The sequence below is a fragment of the Nocardia pneumoniae NBRC 100136 genome (assembly GCF_000308755.1).
In the GTDB taxonomy this organism is placed as follows: Bacteria; Actinomycetota; Actinomycetes; order Mycobacteriales; family Mycobacteriaceae; genus Nocardia; species Nocardia pneumoniae.
This window is the reverse complement of record NZ_BAGF01000069.1, coordinates 35907-56589: the sequence shown is the minus strand read 5'-3', so window position 1 is coordinate 56589 and position 20683 is coordinate 35907. Positions and strand designations below refer to the sequence as shown.

Annotated in this window: 18 protein-coding genes; 11 read left to right on the top strand and 7 right to left on the bottom strand. The window is 68.6% G+C overall.

The genetic code is table 11. The annotated features are described in order from the left end of the window. Positions 1-104: 104 nt before the first annotated feature. Together ON34_RS21840 and ON34_RS36835 are read right to left on the bottom strand one after the other, a co-directional pair. The gene (locus tag ON34_RS21840; RefSeq protein ID WP_040782319.1) at positions 105-404 is read right to left on the bottom strand and encodes a 4a-hydroxytetrahydrobiopterin dehydratase; all 300 of its coding nucleotides are present in this window, start codon (positions 402-404) and stop codon (positions 105-107) included. 50 nt (positions 405-454) lie between these two features. Then, positions 455-631, bottom strand: coding sequence for a hypothetical protein (locus ON34_RS36835; protein ID WP_085997124.1), 177 nt, complete (start codon positions 629-631; stop codon positions 455-457). 155 nt (positions 632-786) lie between these two features. Between ON34_RS36835 and typA the strand changes: the two genes are divergently transcribed. The 6 genes from typA (at position 787) to ON34_RS21810 (ending at position 8524) form a co-directional block, all read left to right on the top strand. After that, the gene (typA, locus tag ON34_RS21830) at positions 787-2685 is read left to right on the top strand and encodes a translational GTPase TypA (protein WP_040782313.1); all 1899 of its coding nucleotides are present in this window, start codon (positions 787-789) and stop codon (positions 2683-2685) included. Positions 2686-3642: 957 nt separating this feature from the next. Continuing rightward, on the top strand, positions 3643-5370 hold the full coding sequence (locus ON34_RS21825) for an ABC transporter family substrate-binding protein (RefSeq protein WP_051022954.1): 1728 nt from the start codon (positions 3643-3645) through the stop codon (positions 5368-5370). Next, complete coding sequence (gene mshB / locus ON34_RS21820) at positions 5352-6254, top strand: N-acetyl-1-D-myo-inositol-2-amino-2-deoxy-alpha-D-glucopyranoside deacetylase (RefSeq protein WP_245548130.1); 903 nt, start codon at positions 5352-5354, stop codon at positions 6252-6254. The genes ON34_RS21825 and mshB overlap by 19 nt, the downstream gene beginning before the upstream one ends. Before the next feature lie 180 nt (positions 6255-6434). Further along, the gene (locus tag ON34_RS21815) at positions 6435-7904 is read left to right on the top strand and encodes an amino acid permease (RefSeq protein ID WP_040782308.1); all 1470 of its coding nucleotides are present in this window, start codon (positions 6435-6437) and stop codon (positions 7902-7904) included. Between the two features lie 36 nt (positions 7905-7940). Next, positions 7941-8099 (top strand): hypothetical protein, encoded by a 159-nt coding sequence (locus ON34_RS36830; RefSeq protein ID WP_169333890.1) that lies wholly within the window; start codon positions 7941-7943, stop codon positions 8097-8099. Beyond that, positions 8096-8524 carry a hypothetical protein gene (locus tag ON34_RS21810; RefSeq protein ID WP_040782305.1) on the top strand — a complete coding sequence of 143 codons (429 nt, stop codon included), beginning with the start codon at positions 8096-8098 and terminating at the stop codon, positions 8522-8524. Before ON34_RS36830 ends, ON34_RS21810 begins: the two co-directional genes overlap by 4 nt. A gap of 32 nt (positions 8525-8556) precedes the next feature. On the opposite strand, the gene ON34_RS21805 is transcribed toward ON34_RS21810, so the two are convergent. Both ON34_RS21805 and ON34_RS21800 read right to left on the bottom strand, forming a co-directional pair. Beyond that, a complete protein-coding gene (locus ON34_RS21805; protein ID WP_040782303.1) occupies positions 8557-10170 on the bottom strand; it encodes a PH domain-containing protein in 1614 nt (537 codons plus the stop codon). 67 nt (positions 10171-10237) lie between these two features. Beyond that, positions 10238-10735 carry a PH domain-containing protein gene (locus ON34_RS21800; RefSeq protein WP_040782299.1) on the bottom strand — a complete coding sequence of 166 codons (498 nt, stop codon included), beginning with the start codon at positions 10733-10735 and terminating at the stop codon, positions 10238-10240. 222 nt (positions 10736-10957) lie between these two features. On the opposite strand from ON34_RS21800, the gene ON34_RS21795 reads away from it, so the two are divergent. From ON34_RS21795 to pruA, 4 genes are all read left to right on the top strand, one after another. Then, entirely contained in the window at positions 10958-13558 is a 2601-nt protein-coding gene (locus ON34_RS21795; protein WP_040782297.1) for a bifunctional FO biosynthesis protein CofGH, read from the top strand. A gap of 207 nt (positions 13559-13765) precedes the next feature. Then, entirely contained in the window at positions 13766-14089 is a 324-nt protein-coding gene (gene fdxA / locus ON34_RS21790; protein ID WP_014987978.1) for a ferredoxin, read from the top strand. 8 nt (positions 14090-14097) lie between these two features. Continuing rightward, positions 14098-15207, top strand: a complete 1110-nt coding sequence (gene dapC / locus ON34_RS21785) for a succinyldiaminopimelate transaminase (RefSeq protein WP_040782290.1) — start codon at positions 14098-14100, stop codon at positions 15205-15207. A 365-nt stretch (positions 15208-15572) separates the two neighbouring features. Continuing rightward, entirely contained in the window at positions 15573-17207 is a 1635-nt protein-coding gene (pruA, locus tag ON34_RS21780) for an L-glutamate gamma-semialdehyde dehydrogenase (protein ID WP_040782288.1), read from the top strand. An 18-nt stretch (positions 17208-17225) separates the two neighbouring features. Here pruA and ON34_RS21775 read toward each other — a convergent pair whose 3' ends face one another. Then, complete coding sequence (locus tag ON34_RS21775; protein WP_040782285.1) at positions 17226-18089, bottom strand: oxygenase MpaB family protein; 864 nt, start codon at positions 18087-18089, stop codon at positions 17226-17228. 167 nt (positions 18090-18256) lie between these two features. Here ON34_RS21775 and ON34_RS21770 point away from each other — a divergent pair, with 167 nt between their 5' ends. Then, positions 18257-18889 (top strand): TetR/AcrR family transcriptional regulator, encoded by a 633-nt coding sequence (locus ON34_RS21770; protein WP_040782284.1) that lies wholly within the window; start codon positions 18257-18259, stop codon positions 18887-18889. A 22-nt stretch (positions 18890-18911) separates the two neighbouring features. On the opposite strand, the gene ON34_RS21765 is transcribed toward ON34_RS21770, so the two are convergent. Together ON34_RS21765 and ON34_RS21760 are read right to left on the bottom strand one after the other, a co-directional pair. Continuing rightward, on the bottom strand, positions 18912-19628 hold the full coding sequence (locus tag ON34_RS21765; protein ID WP_040782282.1) for a hypothetical protein: 717 nt from the start codon (positions 19626-19628) through the stop codon (positions 18912-18914). Positions 19629-19722: 94 nt separating this feature from the next. After that, complete coding sequence (locus tag ON34_RS21760; RefSeq protein ID WP_040782281.1) at positions 19723-20574, bottom strand: oxygenase MpaB family protein; 852 nt, start codon at positions 20572-20574, stop codon at positions 19723-19725. Positions 20575-20683: the final 109 nt, after the last annotated feature.

Here is a 20683-nt window from a genome sequence, read left to right as displayed (position 1 = left end):
CTCGCGTCCGAGTGGTCGAGGCGCAAGCGACGAAGTCGCACGGGGCGGTCACTCGGACACGCGCAAGTGGGCCGCGAACACGCGGCGATGAGATCGCTGTGAATCTACATAATTCGTGCTGCCAGACGATCGATCTCGCGCGCCAACGCGACATCCAGCGCGGTGAGCCCGCCCGCCGAGTGGGTGGACAGGGTGAAGGTGACGTTGCGCCAGCGGATGTCGATGTCCGGATGATGGTTGGCGGTCTCGGCGACCTCGGCGACCTGCCGCACGAGTTCGATGCCCGCGGGAAATGTGGGCGCTTTCACGGTGCGGACCAGGCTGTCGCCTGATCGAGCCCACTCGGGCAGCTCGGTGAGGGCCTCGGCGATTTCGATATCGGAGAGCAGTGTCTGCTGCGCCATAGCTCCTTTACTCCTCGCATCGGGCCGCCCCGAAAGGGTCGCGGCGCTGGTCAGGCTGCGCGCGCCTGCTTGAGTGCCTTCTTCAGATCCTTGCCGGTGATCCCGGCGGCTTCGCACTTCTTCATCCGCATGATGACAACGGGGCACTTCAAGCAGCGCGTCTTCTTCCGACAGCACTTCTTCTTCGGTTTCAGACTGGAAACCTTCTTCGCTTTGACCTTGCCCACGGCGGTTAGCATACCCTTAGTACAAAGCCTGAAACGTTGCGGGAACCCGACAGCCGGTAGGGTGTACCTGGCCGCGATGCCCGGTGAGTTTCGATTCTCCACCTGTTTGCAGGGGTCGGCCGAGCACCAACACCTAACAGCAGGAGGATTCAGGCGTGTCGTCTGCACGCGATTTTCGCAACGTCGCCATCGTGGCCCACGTCGACCACGGCAAGACGACGCTGGTCGACGCCATGCTGCGCCAGTCCGGCGCCTTCGCCGAGCGGGCCGAGCCCGTCGATCGCGTGATGGACTCCGGCGACCTGGAGCGCGAGAAGGGCATCACCATTCTCGCCAAGAACACGGCGGTGCACCGCCACCATCAGGACGGTTCGGTCACCGTCATCAACGTGATCGACACCCCCGGCCACGCCGACTTCGGCGGTGAGGTGGAGCGCGGCCTGTCCATGGTGGACGGCGTGGTGCTGCTGGTCGACGCCTCCGAGGGACCGCTGCCGCAGACTCGCTTCGTGCTGCGCAAGGCTCTCGCCGCGTCGTTGCCGGTGATCCTGGTCGTGAACAAGACCGACCGTCCCGACGCCCGCATCGAGGAGGTCGTCGAGGAGAGCCACGACCTGCTGCTGGATCTGGCCTCCGATCTGGACGACGCCGCCGCCGAGGCCGCCGAGCTCGCGCTCGACCTGCCGGTGCTGTACGCCTCGGGCCGGGAAGGCAAGGCGTCCAAGGAGCGTCCGGAGAACGGGCACGCGCCGGACGCGGAGAACCTGGACGCGCTGTTCGACGTGCTGATGGAGTACATCCCCGCCCCCAAGGGCGATCCGGCCGCGCCGTTGCAGGCGCATGTCACCAACTTGGACGCTTCGGCGTTCCTCGGCCGCCTCGCGCTGGTCCGCGTCCACAACGGCGAGCTGCGCAAGGGGCAGAACGTCGCGTGGATGCACGCCGACGGCGTCAAGCAGGTGAAGATCACCGAGCTGTTGCAGACCGTCGGCGTGGAGCGCCAGCCCGGCGAGGTCGCGGTCGCGGGCGACATCGTCGCCATCGCGGGCATCCCGGACATCATGATCGGTGACACCCTCGCCGACCTGGACAATCCGGTCGCGCTGCCGCGCATCACCGTCGACGAGCCGGCCATCTCGGTCACCATCGGCACCAACACCTCGCCGCTGGTCGGCCGGGTGCAGGGACACAAGCTGACCGCCCGTATGGTGAAGGCGCGGCTGGACCAGGAGCTGGTCGGCAACGTGTCGCTGCGCGTGCTGGACATCGGCCGCCCGGACGCCTGGGAGGTGCAGGGCCGCGGCGAGCTGGCGCTGGCAATCCTGGTGGAGACCATGCGCCGCGAGGGCTTCGAGCTGACCGTCGGCAAGCCGCAGGTGGTCACCAAGCAGGTCGACGGCAAGGTGCACGAGCCGTACGAAGAGCTGACCATCGACTGCCCCGACGAGTACCTCGGCGCGGTCACCCAGCTGCTCGCCGCGCGCAAGGGCAAGATGGTGCAGATGAGCAACCACGCCGCGGGCTGGGTGCGGATGGAGTTCATCGTTCCCTCGCGCGGCCTGATCGGCTTCCGCACCGACTTCCTCACCGAGACCCGCGGTACCGGCATCGCCAACGCGGTGTCGCACGGCTACGCGCCGTGGGCGGGGGAGATCCGGGCCCGGCACACCGGCTCGCTGGTGTCCGACCGGTCGGGCACGGTGACGCCGTTCGCCATGATCCAGCTGGCCGACCGCGGCCAGTTCTTCGTCGAGCCCGGCGCGGACACCTACGAGGGCCATGTCGTCGGCGTCAACCCGCGAGCGGAGGATCTCGACATCAATGTCACCCGCGAGAAGAAGCTGACCAATATGCGCAGCTCGACCGCCGACGTGATCGAGACGCTGGCCAAGCCGTTGCAGCTGGATCTGGAAGGCGCGATGGAGTTCTGCGCCGCCGACGAGTGCGTGGAGGTCACACCGGAGGTGGTCCGGGTGCGCAAGGTGATCCTCGGGCAGAACGAGCGTGCGCGCGAGCTGTCCCGGCGCAAGGCGCGCGACCGGGCGGCGCTGTAATCGTTTGCCGTGGAAGGGGATCCGGCGTCGTGGTGGCGCCGGTTCCCCGACCGGGGTTGCATGGTGGAGGCCGACTGCCTGCGTCGGGTCGTCGGTCGAGCGGATACCAGCGAATAGTCGCCTGGTCGCCCTGGGAGGACAATTCATCGCGACTTTCCGCGAAATTCACTATCGAGGACCATTCCGCAATGGTCGGATTGCTTCGTATCCGGATTGCGCTGGTTGGGTAGTCCATTCGCCGGGGATTGGTGAGGCCGGTGTTCAGGTTATTTCGGCGACCATTCGCTTGCTCGAGGGTCCTGCACCGATACGTGCCCTCCTGACTTATTCGAAGAATTGGTTTCGACCGCGGCCGCTGTCTTGCCGGAGCGGCGCGACCGGAATTTGCCGCCGAGTCAATTCGCCGAATAACGCCGGGCTCGGCGCAGCTCGGGAGGCTGTGCGCCGTATATCGGCCACCCATGCCGTGCATCCTGCATGCGGTTGCCTGTTCCACTAGGTGTGATAGCGCTGTTCGGCTCGGGAAACCTTGGTGTGCAAGACGTGTGACAGCCAGGGACCGAGGCGGTGTCTGTGCTGCGACCGCGCATGTGCGCCTGGGTTTCCTTCCCGTTCGCCGTGGCACCGCGATTGTGCACTTTCGCGCGCTGAGCCATCTGCCGACGGCTTGTCGGCGCTATTGCCGTGGATATGGATTGCGCTCGGCACTTGCGATTGCGAATGGCGGCTGTCGCGGATGCGCCGATTATTTGCCCACTGTCGACCGGGTTGGCGTGGCACCGCGTCGCGGATCCGGCGGTGCGCTTGCGGTTTCCTCTGGCCGTGATATCGGATCGGTATCCTCGATCACTCTCGTGACATCAGGAATCTGCAATCGGACCGGACTCTACGGTAGAGTTCCCGAGCGTGAAAGTGGGCGCAGGAAAACGCGCAGCGTGGCGCACGTTGTTGCCGACGATGGCGGTGCTGGCGCTGATCAGCAGCTGCGCGGCCAACCCGCCGCCGCCCATCGAAAGCACCGACAGCCCGAAGACCACGCCGGTCAAGCCCGCGGAGACCACCGTCGTCGTCGCCTTGGACACCATCGGGACGGCCTTCAATCCGCATCTGCGCTCCGACCAGTCCGCCGCCACCTCGGCCATCGCCTCGCTGGTGCTGCCGAGCCCGTTCCGTCCGGTGCCGAGCCCGACCACGCCGGGAGCGACGGCCTGGGTGCCGGACTCGTCGTTGCTGGTCTCCGCCGACGTGACCGCGCAAGAACCGTTCACCATCACCTACAAGTTGCGCAATGAAGCGTCCTGGTCGGACGGCGCGCCCATCGCGGCCGAGGACTTCCGCTACCTGTGGCAGGAGATGATCTCCGAACCCGGCGTCGTCGATCCGGCCGGATACCGGTTGATCTCGGATGTGAACTCGTCGGCGGGTGGCAAGACGGTCACCGTCGTGATGTCGCAGCCCTATCCCGGCTGGCGGGAGCTGTTCACGGATCTGCTGCCCTCGCATCTGCTGAAAGACGCTCCCGGCGGATTCGCTCGCGGGATGAACGGCCAGGTCAACGGCGTCCGGGTGTCCGGAGGCCCGTTCGGGATCCGCTCGGCGGACCCGGGACGCGACGAGATGCTGCTGGAACGCAACGACCGCTTCTGGGGCACCCCGGCCATGCCGGGCCAGATCCTGCTCCGCCGCGGCGGCACGACCGCGCAGCTGGCGGGGTCGCTGCGCACCGGCGACGTGCAGATGGCCCTGGTGCACGGCGGCGTCGCGACGCAGGCGCAACTGGGCGCGATTCCGTCGGTGCGGACCGCGATCATGCCGCAATCTCGTGTGCTGCAGCTGGTGCTCAACGGGCGCAAGGGCGAGCTGAGCGATCCGCGTGTTCGCTCGGGCGTGCTCGCGCTGCTCGACCCCAACCTGCTGGCCACGGTCGGCGCGCAGACCGGCAATTGGGTGGAGCCCGCTCGTGCGCAGGTGCTCGCGCCGTCCGATCCCGGTTACGCTCCGACCGCGCCGCCGCGGCCATCCCCGGACGAGGCGTTCGCGCTGCTCGCCGCCGCGGGATACGGCCGGGCGCCGGAGCCGCCGCCGGCTAGTTCGCCGACCTCGCCCGCGCCGCAACCGCGCACCGTCGGCAAGGACGGCAAGCCGCTGGCCGTGCGCATCGGCGCAGTCGACAAGGACGCCACCGCGCTCGCGGTGGCCAATACCGCCGCGGACCAATTGCGCAGCGCGGGCATCGACGCGACGGTGCGCAGCGTCGCCGCCGACGAGCTGTACGGCAAGGAATTGATCGAGGGCACGGTCGACGCCATCGTCGGCTGGGAGGTGGCCGGTTCGGACCCGGCGACGGTGCTGGCGTCCCGTTACGGATGCCCGCCGCCCGCGCTGCCGGGGATCACCGGCACGGCGCAGGCCATCGCCGAGGCGGCGCAGCGCGCGCCGAGCAACCTGTCCGGCGTGTGTGATCCCACCCTGCAGCCCGCGATCGACGAAGCGCTGCGCGGCGTCGACGTGGGCCGGGTGGTCGCCGAGGCCGAGCCCAAACTGTGGGCCATGGCGACGGTGCTGCCGATCGTGCAGGACAACGCGGTCGCCGCCTCCGGCCCCCGGGTGGACGGCGCCTCGCTCAGCGGAGCCATCCAGGTCGGCATCTTCGGCGACGCGTCCCTGTGGCGCAGGATCCCGTGACCTCGGCGGCGACGGGCGGCCTGCTCCTGGTGCACGCCCACCCGGACGACGAATCGATCACCACCGGAGGGACGATCGCGCACTACCGCCGTCGCGGCGTGCCGGTCACCGTGATCACCTGCACCCTCGGCGAGGAGGGCGAGGTGATCGGCGACGAATGGGCGCTGCTGGCCGCCGACCATGCCGACCAGCTCGGCGGCTATCGCGTCCTCGAACTGACCCGGGCGCTGGCCGCGCTGGACGCGGGCCCGCCGCACTTTCTCGGTGGCGCGGGTCGCTGGCGCGACTCCGGCATGGCGGGCACCCCGGCCGCGAACAAACCGCGGGTGTTCGTGCGCTCCGGAGATGAGGCGGTACAGGCCCTCACCGACGTGGTGCTGCGGTTGCGGCCGCAAGTGGTGGTCGGCTATGACCCCAAAGGCGGGTACGGCCACCCCGACCACATCCGGGCGCACGAGATCACCACATCGGCCGTGCACGCCGCGGCCGACCAGGGCTGGGACACTCCGAAGTTCTATTGGACGGTCACCGACGCGGACATGCTGCGGCTGCACACGGCCGCGCTGGCCCGGCGCACCGTCGAGGGCTTGCCCGGCGCGCTGCCGCCGGGCTGGCGGCTGCCCGCCGAAGGTGAGCTCGCGAGCGTGCCCAGCCACGCGGTGACCACCACGGTCGACGTCTCCGACGTGCTGACGGCCAAGCGTGCCGCACTGCGGGCGCACGCCACCCAGATCACCGTCGCGCCATCCGGGCGGGAATTCGCGCTGTCGAACAATGTCGCTCAACCGGTGCTGCCGGAAGAGCACTTCATCCTCGTGCGCGGGCCGCGCGGGCCGCTCGGGCCGGACGGGCGCGAGCACGACCTGTTCGCGGGTTTGGACTGACGGAATCCAGGCGGGCAAAACACCGCTGATTTCCGCACATTTCGCATAATCCGCCCTCCGGTCCGGAAAACCTCCGCCACGGCGATTTCTCATCGCTGGAGGGTGCCCGCGCGGGCTATTCGTGCGCCGGGTACCGTTCCGGTGATTTCCGGGACAGCGACATGGAGGATCCGGCGTTTCATGACAGCGGTCGGCGACAAGACCCACCTCACTATCGAGGACCACGGATACCACAAGAGCCTGAAGCCGCGACAGCTGCAGATGATCGCGATCGGCGGTGCCATCGGCACCGGCCTGTTCCTCGGCGCCGGTGGGCGGCTGGCCAGTGCCGGACCCGGATTGTTCCTGGTCTACGGGGTATGCGGCTTCTTCGCGTTCCTGATCCTGCGCGCGCTCGGCGAGTTGGTGCTGCACCGGCCATCGTCCGGTTCGTTCGTCTCCTACGCACGTGAGTTCTTCGGTGAGAAGGCCGCTTTCGTCGCGGGCTGGATGTACTTTCTGAACTGGTCGATGACCGGCATCGCCGACACCACGGCGATCGCGCAGTATTTTCACTACTGGTCCGGATTCACCCATATTCCGCAGTGGGTGCTGGCGCTCGTCGCGCTGGTCCTCGTGCTGGGCGTCAACCTGATCTCGGTGAAGTGGTTCGGCGAAATGGAATTCTGGGCCGCGTTGGTAAAGGTGTTCGCGCTCAGCGCATTTCTCATCGTCGGCACGATCTTTTTGATCGGCCGGTTCACCGTGCAGGGCAGTCCGACCGGACCGAGCGTGATCGCCGACCATGGCGGGCTTTTCCCGACCGGTCTCCTGCCTCTCGTCGTGGTCGTGTCCGGCGTCGTATTCGCCTATGCGGCAGTCGAATTGGTCGGCACTGCGGCGGGGGAGACGGAGCGGCCCGCCGAAGTCATGCCGCGTGCCATCAACTCGGTGATCGCCCGGATCGCGGTCTTCTACGTCGGTTCGCTGGTGCTGTTGGGGCTGCTGCTGCCGTACACGCACTACACCGCCAAGGAGAGTCCGTTCGTGACCTTCTTCACCATGCTCGGCGTCCCCGGCATCGGCAGCGTGATGAATCTCGTGGTGCTGACCGCGGCGTTCTCCAGCCTGAACGCCGGGCTGTACTCCACCGGACGCATCCTGCGCTCGATGTCGATGAACGGAAGCGCGCCGAAATTCACCGGCGTGATGGGCCGCAATGGCGTTCCCTACGGCGGCATCCTGCTCACCAGCCTGATCGCGCTGGTCGGCATCGCCATCAACGGCGTCGTCCCGGACCGCGCCTTCGAGATCGTGCTCAACATGGCCTCGTTGGGCATCGTCGCGTCATGGGCCACCATCGTTCTGTGCCAGCTGCGACTGTGGCGCTGGTCCACGCAGGGGCGCATAGAGCGTCCGGCGTTCCGCATGTTCGGAGCGCCCTACACCGGGCTGCTCACGCTGGTGTTCCTGGTCTTGGTCGTCGTGCTCACCGGATTCGACTATCCCGTCGGGACCTGGACGGTCGCGACCCTCGCCCTGATCATCCCCGCGCTGGTCGTCGGCTGGTTCGCCGCCCGCAAGCGGGTGCTCGCCATCGCGGCGGGGCGCGAGGGGCACACCGGCGCCTTCCCGGTGGTCGCGAACCTCCCGCTGGACGGCGAGAATTGATCATGCGCGCGGGAACACCAGAATAGACTCGGCAGTATGTACAACTGGGAGCTCCAGAACGCGATCGCGGCGTTCGTCGACAGCATGAAGCCGCACTGGCAGGAACAACACGACCTGTATATGACGGTGCTGTACGCGTTTGTCGACATGCAGAGCCACCTGTTGACCCTCCTCGGTTATCCGCCGGTGCCGTGACGACGAAAGTCGACGATCAGGCTCCCGCCGCATCCGGCGCCGCTCGTCTCGCGGTCGGCCGCGTCCTGGCCCAGGTGATCCTCGTTGTCCTGGTCCTGGACGGCCTGCTCACCTTGTCGATCGAGGTGTTGTATCTGCCGACCTATCTGGGAGCCACCGCGTTTCCGATCACCGCTGTCCTGGCCGGTGCGGTGAACGTGCTGCTCGTCGCGGGCGTGCGGACGCTCACCCCGCGCACCGCCGCCATGGGGCTTCCGCTGGCCGCGTGGGCGCTCGGATTCCTGGTCTGCGCGAGCGTCGGCCCGGGCGGCGACATCCTGCTCGGCAGCGATTGGCGCACCGCGCTGCTGCTGTTCGGCGGATTGCTCCCGCCGCTGGCCTACATCTACTTCCAGATGAACGCCCACGTCTTCCGTCCGCGCTGAACTCAGGGAAGCCCGACCGCCAGGGGTGCGGGTCAGCGTATGCCGAGCCGCCCCGGTGTGACGGCCTCGATGAGCTCCCATGCCTGGTCGATCGGGATGTCGACCACCGCGTAGCGCTTCTTGCCCGCCGCGGTCGCCGCGACCACCGTGGCGACTCCGGCGCGGCGCTGGAAGAAGGTCTGACGCACGGTCCAGCCGATCACGCCGGGCGCCTCCAGGCAGTCCCGGTCCCGGTCCAGCGATCCGGAGCGGGTGATCAGCCAGGCCGGGCTGGTGGCCGTGCGGGGAAGCACGGCGTGGCCGAGGCCGCGGTAGCGGTCTTCCGCCACTGCGAGCGCCACCGGAACGGCGAGGCCGTGCAGCAACCACCACCACGGCGAATAACCCGCCCCGGCAAGAGCGAGGTAGGCCAGCACGACGGCGAGGAAAGCGACCGGGGCGAGTGCGCGGGTGTACCTGCGACGCCGTGCGGCCGGGCCGTGCGCGATCAGCGGCGCGCTGCCCGGCGCCGGACCGGCGTCCGATGCCCCGGCGCCACTGGGAATCGCATCCGCCGGTGCGGGAATATCGTTGTCGCGCAGCTCGTCCGGGGCGAGCAGATGACTCAGGGTGTGCTCGACCGCGCGGCGCGGCGCCTGCGGCAGGATCTTCTGCCGCGGATTCTCGCCGGTCATGATCGCCTCGAGCTCGGCGCCGCCCGCCAAGCGCAGCAGCAGCGGTTCCTTCACCGTCGCCCCGCGCAGCCGGGCCAGATCGAGGGTGATCTGCCGCGTGGTGAACAGGCCGTGGCGCAACTGCAAGGTCTTGCCGTCATCGCTGACGCGCAGCCCGAAATAGGTGGTCAGGTAGTGCGCGCACGCGGCGGCGCTGACCACGAGGACGACGGCGCACAGCAGCGCGGCCCCGGCGAGCGCCAGTGCGAGCGCGCCGCCGTCTTCCACATCGTGCACCGCGTCCGACCGGAACACGATCTCGCCGAGTCCGTACTGGAACGCGACGCCAACGATCGGGGCGACGATCGCGAACCCGGTCAGCGACAGCGGGGCGTACCGGACCCATGCCGGACGCCAATGCCCGATCTCGCGCTTGGGCGTTCGGATCGTGGCGAAACCGGCGGATGTGTTCTCCGGCAGTACTTTTGGTTCCTCGACCTCGCCCGCCGTGTGCGCGAGCAGCGCGGCGCGCAACGGCGGCACGACGCGCGCGTCCAAGGCGTCGAGCTTGAACTGTTCACCGGAATCCGCCTGCTGCCCCGTCCCGATCGCCAGCACGACGAGCCCGAGTACCCGATGCAGCAGATCCGCTTCGATGTCCACCGACCGGATGCGCGAGCGTGGCACCGACAATTTCTTGCGCTCCAGCAACCCGGTGCGCAACTCGACGTGCGTCGGTCCGACCCGGTACGTCGTTGTGAACCAACGGGTGAGCGCGAACCCGACGATCAGCACCACCGGGATGATGCTCCACACATGGTTGCCGCTGCTCGTACCGAGAATCACCGAACCGACCAGCACCGGGATGAACTTCACGACTTCGGTGATCGGATGGACCAGCAGCATCCGCTTGTCGAGCCGCTGCCACGGCTGGCCCTCCTGCGCGGCGCCCACCTCGTCCGGGTTCGCGGTTCGCTCGCCGGGGTCACTCATTGTCGCCCCTCGGTGGCACTGCGTGCCACCACGCGCGAGTGCTCGTCCGAGTTCGCCGGTCGCCCGTTCATGTCGCGTCCCCGCGGTGCTGGGCGGCGATCCGGGTCAACCGCGTCACGGTCTCTTCGGCGACCGGCAGATCGAGGGCGCTGATCTGCACCGCACCCGCGGAGGAGGCGGTGGTCACGGTGATCGTGGCCAGGCCGAGCAGACGCTCCAGGGGTCCGCGTTCGGTGTCGACGGTCTGCACCCGCGAGATCGGCGCCACCCGGCTCTCCTGGCTGAGCCAGCCGACCCTGGTGTACACCGCCTCGTCGGTCACCTCCCAGCGGTGCACGGCGTACCGCCACCACGGCACGACGCCGACGTTCAGCACGGCCAGCGCCACCGTGACCAGGAAGACGCCGAGTTGCCAGCCGCGGTGCGCGGAGTCGAGCATCGCCCACACGATCAGCGCCGCGAAGGGGATCACCCAGGCCAGCGCCGCCTGCACGGTCCACAGGAGCTTCGCCTTCGGGCTCGGGCGCCAGGCCGGGTCGGCCAAGATCGTGCGCGACTGCGACATGCTGCCATGGTTGCACGATCGCGCACCCGCTGTCGCAGGCAATCGTCCGCGGACCGCGGCGACGCGGTGCTCGCCGACGCCACCCCGGAATAGCCTCGGGCGCCGCGCAGTTGTCAACGCTCGACGGCGCCCGCGTGCAGCGCGGGCGCCGCAGTGAGCGCGGCTGGTCCGCTTCGCCTCACTCTCGAGCACTGGAGGGAGACAGTTCCGGATGTGTAGCGCATGATCGAGGGCGTGACCGACCTACCGAACCCGAGCGTCCCGCCGTCGCAGCCCAGTCCATCGGCCATGCGCCGGGCACTGCGCAGGGCCCGCGACGGTGTCACGTTGAACGTGGACGAGGCCGCGGTGCTGTTGCACGCGACCGGTGACGACCTCGCCGACCTCTGTCGCAGTGCCGCGCGGGTGCGCGACGCCGGGCTCGCCTCCGCGGGTCGTCCGAAGACGATCAGCTATTCCCGCAACGTCTTCATCCCGCTGACGCGTCTGTGCCGGGACAAGTGCCACTACTGCACGTTCGTCACGGTGCCGGGCAAGCTGCGCGCCGAGGGCAAGGGGATGTTCCTCGAACCCGACGAAGTGCTCGACATCGCACGCCGAGGCGCGGCGCTCGGGTGCAAGGAGGCGCTGTTCACGCTGGGTGACCGGCCCGAGGACCGCTGGCCGGAGGCCGCGCAGTGGCTCGACGAGCGCGGCTACGACTCCACGCTGGACTACCTGCGCGCCGTGTCGATCATGGTGCTGGAGGAGACCGGCCTGCTGCCGCACCTGAATCCGGGTGTGATGTCGTGGGAGGAGATCGCGCGGCTCAAGCCGGTGGCGCAGTCCATGGGCATGATGCTGGAGACCACGGCGACCCGGCTGTTCACCGAGAAGGGCAACTGCCACTACGGCAGCCCGGACAAGGATCCCGCGGTGCGGCTGCGCGCCATCACCGACGCGGGCCGCCTCTCGGTGCCCTACACCACCGGCATCCTGGTCGGCATCGGCGAGACGATGGCCGAGCGGGCCGAGTCGATCATGGCGATCCGCAAGCAGCACAAGGCTTTCGGGCACATCCAGGAAGTCATCATCCAGAACTTCCGCGCCAAGGACGACACTGCGATGCGGGACGTGCCGGACGCGGGCCTGGAGGAATTCCTCGCCACCATCGCCGTCACCCGCATCCTGCTCGGACCCGACGTCCCGGTGCAGGCGCCGCCGAACCTGGTGTCGCATGCCGAGTGCCGCGCGCTGATCGAGGCGGGCATCGACGACTGGGGCGGTGTGTCGCCGGTGACGCCGGACCACGTGAACCCGGAGCGGCCGTGGCCGAACCTGGACACGCTGCGCGAGATCACCGAGGCGGCGGGCTATCAACTCGTCGAGCGCACCTCCGCGCACCCGAAGTACGTGCGGGCGGGCAATCCGTGGGTCGATCCGCGCATCGGCGCGCACGTCGCGGCGCTCACCGACCCGGCGACCGGGCTGGCGAATCCGGACGCGATGCCGGTGGGTTTGCCGTGGCAGGAGCCGGACGAGTCATGGGAATCGACCGGACGCGTCGATCTCAACACCGCCATCGACACCGAGGGCCGCAACACCGAGCACCGCAGCGACGCCGGGCTCGGCCAGGACGTGGTCGGCGCTTTCGGCGACTGGGACACGATCCGGGAACAGGCGCGTGATCTCGCCGTCGCGACGCCGCAGCGGCTGGACTCCGATGTGCTCGCCGCGCTGCGCGCCGCCGAACGCGACCCGGCCGGGCTCAGCGACGCCGAATACCTCGCGCTGGCCACGGCCGACGGCGCCGAACTCGAGGCGGTCGCCGCGCTGGCCGATCAATTGCGGCGCGACACGGTCGGCGACGATGTCACCTATGTGGTGAACCGGAACATCAACTTCACCAATATCTGCTACACCGGGTGCCGGTTCTGCGCCTTCGCCCAGCGCAAGGGCGACGCCGACGCGTTCACGCTGAGCATGGACGAGGTCGCCGACCGGGCGTGGGAGGCGCACGTCGACGGCGCCACCGAAGTGTGCATGCAGGGCGGCATCGACCCCGACCTGCCGGTCACCGGGTACGCCGACCTGGTGCGCGCGGTCAAGCAGCGAGTTCCGTCGATGCATGTGCACGCGTTCAGTCCGATGGAGATCGTCAACGGCGCCTCGCGCGGCGGCCAGAGCATCCGGGACTGGCTGGTCGCCCTGAAGGAAGCCGGTCTGGACACCATTCCCGGCACGGCCGCGGAGATCCTGGACGACGAGGTGCGCTGGGTGCTCACCAAGGGCAAGTTGCCCACCTCGGCGTGGATCGAGGTGATCACCACGGCGCACCAGGTGGGCATCCGGTCCAGCTCGACCATGATGTACGGCCACGTCGATAATCCGAAGCACTGGGTCGGGCATCTGCGGGTGCTGCGCGGAATCCAGGACGAGACCGGCGGTTTCACCGAATTCGTGCTGCTGCCGTTCGTCCACCAGAGCGCGCCGCTGTACTTGGCCGGCGCCGCGCGTCCCGGCCCGACGAACCGGGACAACCGCGCCGCCCACGCGCTGGCCAGGATCATGCTGCACGGCCGGATCCGGAACATCCAGACCAGCTGGGTCAAGCTCGGGACCACCGGAACCCGGGTGATGCTGAACAGCGGCGCCAACGATCTGGGCGGCACGCTCATGGAGGAGACCATCTCCCGGATGGCCGGATCACAGCACGGCTCGGCGAAGACCGTCGCCGAGCTGGTCGAGATCGCCGCGGGCATCGGCCGCCCGGCCAGGGAGCGGACCACGACCTACGGCGTGCCGCAGCACAAGATGACGGCGCTCCCCTTGACGGTGGGGTGAACGCGAATCGGCGGCGTGCGGTGATGAGCGAAGCCGCTCGGGGACGGGGCACTCGGCGACCCGGCCACCGCGCCGGTCGCTCGGCCCCAGAATCTAGTGCGTACCACCCTGAGTTAGGGCAGGCTGACCAGTAGTAACGTGGGGTGCCGGGATAGGGTTTCGCCGGGCGGACTATCCCGCAGGCGAGGACAGACTAGGAGAGCGGCAGTGCCGTACATCATCGCTGAACCGTGCGTTGACGTGAAGGACAAGGCATGCATCGAGGAATGCCCCGTTGACTGCATCTACGAGGGTGGTCGCATGCTGTACATCCATCCCGACGAGTGCGTGGACTGTGGTGCATGTGAGCCGGTGTGCCCGGTGGAGGCGATCTTCTACGAAGACGACACCCCGGACCAGTGGAGCGGATACGTGAACGCCAACGTCGATTTCTTCGACGAGCTGGGTTCACCCGGAGGCGCGACGAAGGTCGGCAAGGTCGACTACGACCCGCCGTTCATCAAGGAACTGCCCCCGATGGCGAGCGAGTGAGATCTGACGTGTCACCGCGTGGCCGGGTCAGTGGTCGGCTGCCCGATTTTCCCTGGGACACCATCGCTTCGGTCAAGCTGAAGGCGGCCGCTCATCCCGGCGGGATCGTCGATCTGTCCGTCGGCACCCCCGTCGACCCGGTCGATCCGCTGATCCGCGCGGCGCTGAATTCGGTCGCCGAAGTGCCCGGATACCCGACCACGCACGGCACCCCAGAGCTCCGCGCGGCCGCGGTCGACGCGCTGAAGCGGCGCTATGGGATCACCGGTCTCGATCCGGCGGCGGTGCTGCCCGCGATCGGCACCAAGGAACTGATCGCCGGGCTTCCCCGGCTGCTCGGTCTCGGCCCCGGCGACCTGGTGGTCGTCCCTGAGGTCGCCTACCCCACCTACGAGGTCGGCGCGCTGCTGGCGGGCGCGCAGGTGCTGCGCGCAGACGGGCTGACCCGGCTGGGTCCGCAGACGCCCGCGCTGATCTACGTGAACTCGCCGTCCAACCCGACCGGCCGGGTACTCGGTGTCGATCACCTGCGCAAGGTGGTGGCGTTCGCGCGTGAACGCGGCGCGATCGTCGCCTCCGACGAGTGTTACCTGGGACTGGCCTGGGAGGGTCGCGCGGTCTCGCTGCTCGACCCCGAGGTGTGCGACGGCGATCACACCAACCTGCTCGCGTTGCATTCGCTGTCCAAGACCTCCAACCTGGCCAGTTACCGCGCCGGATTCGTGGCGGGCGACCCGACCCTGGTGGCCGAGCTGCTCGAGGTGCGCAAGCACGCGGGCATGATGGTGCCCTTCCCGATCCAGGCCGCGATGACGGCCGCGCTGAGCGACGACGCCCACGAGGCGCAGCAGCGCGAGCGGTACCGGGCGCGCCGCGAAGTGTTGCGAAAGGCGCTGCTGGAGGCCGGTTTCCGGATCGATCACTCGGAGGCGGGCCTGTATCTGTGGTCGACGCGCGGCGAGCCGTGCCGCACCACGCTGGACTGGCTGGCCGACCGCGGCATCCTCGCCGCGCCCGGCGACTTCTACGGCCCCGCCGCCGCCGAGCACGTGCGGATCGCGCTGACCGCCACCGACGAGCGCGTCGCCGCGGCCGCCGAACGTCTCACCGCGGGCTGAGGTTGGGCGGTTGCGGATCGCGCTGATCGCGATCGGCGAGCGGGTTGCCGCTGCGGCCGAACGTCTCACCGCGGGCTGAGGTTGGGCGGTTGCGGATCGCGCTGATCGCGATCGGCGAGCGGGTTGCCGCTGCGGCCGAACGCATGTACACGGGCAGAGCACGTGCGGATCGCGCTGATCGCCGCTGACGAGCGCATCGCCGCGGTGACGGAACAGCACGCCGCGGGCTGACGCTCGCGGCTGGACGAAACCGGTCTGGGAACGCCGCCCCTGCGCGGCAACCGCTGTCGCGAGAGATGGTCGGGCCGGTCGAAACCGGTGTGTCGGCGGCCGCGCGCGTCGGGCCGGGAGAGCTAGCCTGAAGTATGGACGCTGTCACGGTTGTCCCCACGCCGAGCAATGAGCCGGTGCACTCCTACGCCCCGGCCACCCTGGAACGAGAGCTATTGCTCGGCAAACTGGCCGAGTTGTCCGCCGAGCCCGTCGACGTGCCGCTGGTGATCGGCGGCAAGCACCGGCCGGGCATCGGCGAACGGCACGACATCGTCGCGCCGCATCGGCACCGACACGTGCTGGGGACCTACACCGACACCACGCATTCGGAAGCACACGGAGCCATCGACGCCGCGATGGCGGCCGCCCCCGGTTGGCGGGCGCTGCCGTTCGAGGAACGCGCCGCGGTGCTGTTGCGCGCGGCCGACCTGTTGGCAGGCCCTTGGCGGGAAACTCTCGCGGCGGCCACCATGCTCGGGCAGTCGAAATCGGCGCAGCAGGCCGAGATCGACGCGCCGTGCGAATTGGTCGACTTCTGGCGGTTCAACGTGGCCTTCGCGCGCGGCATCCTCGCGCAGCAGCCGCAGTCCAGCGCCGGGATGTGGAACCGGATGGACTACCGGCCGCTCGAGGGGTTCGTCTACGCCATCAGCCCGTTCAATTTCACGGCGATCGCCGGTAACCTGCCTACCGCTCCGGCGCTGATGGGCAACACCGTCGTGTGGAAACCGTCGCCCACCCAGACCCTGTCCGCCTTCTACACAATGCGGTTGCTGGAGGCGGCGGGGCTGCCGCCCGGCGTGATCAATATGGTCACCGGGGACGGTGTGCGGCTGTCGGAGGTGGCGCTGACCGATCCGCGGCTGGCCGGTATCCACTTCACCGGTTCCGCGAAGACGTTCCAGTATCTGTGGCGGCAAGTCGGCGCGAATATCGGCCGCTACCACGGCTATCCGCGTCTGGTCGGGGAGACCGGCGGCAAGGACTTCATCGTCGCGCACTCCTCCGCCGACCCGGACGCGTTGCGCACCGCCCTGATTCGCGGCGCCTACGAGTATCAAGGCCAGAAATGCTCGGCGGCCTCGCGCGCCTATATCGCGCGGTCGGTGTGGCGTGCGATGGGCGACGACTTCCTGCACGTCGCCGAGCAACTGAGCTATGGCGATGTCGCGGATCTGTCGAATTTCGGTGGGGCGCTGATCGATCGGCGTGCGTTCGACAAGAATGTGGCGGCCATCGAGCGCGCCCGGGATGCCGGTCTCACCATTCCGGTCGGCGGCCGCTATGACGATAGCGAAGGCTGGTTCGTCCGGCCCACCGTGTTGCTGACCGACAACCCGCACGACGAATCGTTCGCCACCGAGTACTTCGGGCCGATTCTGTCGGTGTACGTCTACGACGACGCCGAACCCGGCGCCTACAGCGCGATTCTCGCCGAAGTCGAATCTGCCGCACCCTACGCCCTGACCGGCGCGGTGTTCGCGCAGGACCGAAACGCGATCGAACAGGCCGACGCCGCTTTGCGATTCGCGGCGGGAAACTTCTACGTCAACGACAAGCCGACCGGCGCGGTGGTGGGCCAGCAGCCGTTCGGCGGGGCCCGCGCCTCCGGCACCGACGACAAGGCGGGCTCGCCGCTGAACCTGCTGCGCTGGGTCGCGCCGCGCACGATCAAGGAGACCTTCGTTCCCCCGGTCGAATACCGCTACCCGCACATGGACACGTGAGACACGCCCCTGCGCGGCCTAGACCAGCGGTTTCCCTAGACGCATCCGGATGCGCAGGTCGAGCAGATAGGCGTTGAGCGGGAACATCCGTACCGGCCTCGGCAGTCGAGTGTGCACCGCCGCGATGGCCCCCAGCAGCCGATCGAAGCGACGCTGATCGCGCTCGGTCCAGCTCATGCCCATCTCGTCGCGCAAGCGCTGGGGCAGTAGGCCGGTGACGACGAACCGTTGCAGCTTGGCGAAGACCACCTGCACCGGACGCGGCATCATCTTCAGGTCGATCAGATCGTCGAAGTAGTCCCGCAGGGCCGGTTCGATGGCGCGCTGCTTCAGGTTCTCATCCCAATACCGCTGGAATTCCGCACGATTCGCGGGCCACATCTCCGGCCGCATCTGCAGCGTCGTGCCGAGGCGCGCGGCATAGTGATAGAAGGCCTCGGCGGTGGCGGTGTCCATCGGGCCGTGCATGCGGGTGTAGAGATCGTCGATGCCCCAGTACAGGCAGGCGGCAACCCACAGTTGCAGGTTCGGGTCGAAGGCGTTGTATTTCACCGGACTCGCCGCGGTGGAGCGCACCGGGCGATGTGAGACGTTGACCGCCGCACGATAGGCGGCGCGTTCGTCGTCCGAACCCAGCAGCGCCACCGCGATGTAGGTCAGTGTGGTGCGCAGCCGCTTGAGCGGGTGCAGGGTGACCTTGCCGCTGTCGACGGTGCTCTCCAGGACGCCGCGGCCGACCGGGCGCAGGCTCAGCTGCACGATGACGTTGGCGGTGCCGCCGAGGAACGCGGCGATTCCGTCCATGTACTCCGCGACGGTCTCCGGGGTCAGAATCAGCTCCGGATCCGGCTCGTGCTCGGTGGTGCCCAGCGGCGCGGTCATCGTTGACCTCGTCTTTCGGTATCCGCCCGACTAGGAGCCGAGCAATGAGAAGATTATGCCCTCACCTTCTCATCGTCTTGGCGGTCTGTCAATCGGGCGCGGAGCCGCCGTGATGGTATGCGATGCTGGAAGTGTCATTGTTTCGCCGACGCGGAGAGGGTCGAGGCATGGCCACGCTGACCAGACTGCTGCCGCTCGTGCGCAGCGCGGCACCGGAGGACCCCAATCAGGCCCGTGTGCTGGACGCGGCGCTGGTGGCGTTCCTGGACTTCGGCATCAAACGCACCAGCATGGTCGAGGTCGCGCGCCGCTGCGGGCTGTCGCTGGCCACGCTCTACCGGCGCTTCGCCAGCAAATCCGATCTGATCAAAGCCGTCGGGCTGCGCCAGACCCGGGAGTTCATCGAGGACGTCGACGCCGCGCTGCAACGGCAGGTCGATCGGGACGCGAGCGCCGAGGAGCAGATCGTCGAGCTGTTCGCCGCGTTCATCAATGGCCTGCGTGGAAACCGGCTGATCCACCGCCTGCTGGCGACCGAGCCCGAGCTCGTGCTGCCCTACCTCACCACCGAAGGCGCGCCCGTCATCGAACTCGGCCGCGACTACCTCGCTGAGTTCATCACGCGGTTGCAGCGGGAGGGCAAGCTGCCGGAATACGACCCGGAGCCGTTGGCCGAGATGATCGCCCGCACAGCGCTTTCGCTGGCGCTGACCCCGCAGACGGTGATCCCGCTGGGCGACGACGCCGCGATCCGGCAGTTCGCGCGCGACCACGTGGTGGTGTCGTTCCGGGTGCCCTAGATATCGCTCATCCCCCGCGTGCTCAGCGGAACTGCGGGAGCCCGCTCATCATCGCGCCGAGCGCGGCGAGCACGTCGGCGGTCTGCTCGGCCGCGGTGCCGCGGGTGTGCGCCGTCACCGCGAAGCCGTGACCGTAGGACGCCGAAGCGACCTCCGGCTCGCCGAAATCCGACCAGCCCCATTTGGTGCCGAGCACGAACGGCCAGCGCGCGGTGCCCCAATCCTGTTCGGTGCCGTCTTGGGCCATCGAACCCGCGGCGGCCATCCACTCGAAGATCGGCGATCCGGGATCGGTGCGCAGTTTGGCGACCAGGAAGTCGGACACGTTCGCGACGCTCGTCGCTCCCGCGCCCCAGCTGGGACCGGGAACCGTCTCGGTGAGGCCGTACTCCTGCGCGATGGCGGCGACCGCCTGCGGATACTTGGCCTCCATCAGGCTCGCGGCCCCGTCGTCGGAATAGCGGATCATCCGTTCGGCCAAGCCGCGGTCTTCGGCCGACCCGTCGCCGTGGCGCAGGGCGTAGTCGGCCATGAACAACTTGGCCAGCGACAGGCTCGAGCGCGATTCGTGTTCGTTGGCGGTGCCCCACCCGATGCCGAAGATGGTGCGCACGGAGATCGCGGTGCGAGGCGGCACGGACTCCGCGCCACTCTCCTCGGGTTCGGCCGCCGCGACCGGCGCGAACAGTGCCAGGCACGCGCCCGCGATGAGCGCGGTCGTCGTCATGCGATAGCCCATCGTTCCTCCTGGCTCGTCAGAGGGAATCGGACTGCTGGAGGAGCGATTGCCCAGCGATTGCCGGAATGAAACGGGTGGACCCGACCCGGTCGTCTCAGACCAGGCGCAGGCCGAGCCGCCGCCGGATGCGCATATCCAGCAGATAGGCGTTGAACGGGAAGACGCGGATCGGCCGCGGCAGCCTGGCCTCCGCGGCGCCGACGGCGCGCAGGATCCGGCCGAGCGCGCGTTCGTCGCGTGCGGTCCAGGCCAGGCTCATTTCGTCGCGCAGGTGCTGGGGCAGCAGGCCCGTGACGAAGAAGCGGTGTAGCCTCGCGAACGCCAGTTGCGCCGGTCGCGGCAGCATCCGCAGGTCGATGAGGTCGTAGAAATAGGCGCGGACGGTCGGGTCGATGCTGGTCTCGGCGAGGTTCGTGGCCCAGTACTCGTCGAAGGCGCGCCGGTCGGCGGGCCACATCGTCTCGGGCATTTGCAGCGTGGTGCCCAGCCGGGCGCCGAGCCGGTAGAAGGCGTCGGCGGTCGCCTCGTCCATCGGGCCGTGCATCCGCTCGTACAGATCCTTCGCGCCCCAGTGCAGGCAGGCCGCGACCCACAGTTGCAGAGCGGGGTCGAAGGCGTTGTAGCGCACCGGACTGGACGCGGTCGAATGGACCGGGCGATGCGCGACGTTGACCGCATCTCGGTAGGCGGCGCGCTCCTCGTCGGTGCCGAGCATCGCCACGGACAGATAGGTCAGGGTGGTGCGCAACCGTTTGACCGGGTGCAGCATGACCTTCCCGCTGTCGACCGTGCTCTCCACCACGCCGTAGCCGACCGGCGGCGCGCTCAGCTGCATGATGACGTTCGCGGTGCCGCCGAGGAATCCGGCGAGGCCGTCGATGTACTGCCCGATGTCGAAGGAGTCCGGCGATTCGGGCCGATGCGTCGCGCGAAGTGGCCTGGTCATCGTTGACCTCGCAGTGCTGAGAAGGCTATGCAACAACTTTCTCACCGCGTCAGCAGGGTGTCAACGAGCTGCGGGGCGTGGATGTCGCCGCTACGCCGTGGAACCGACG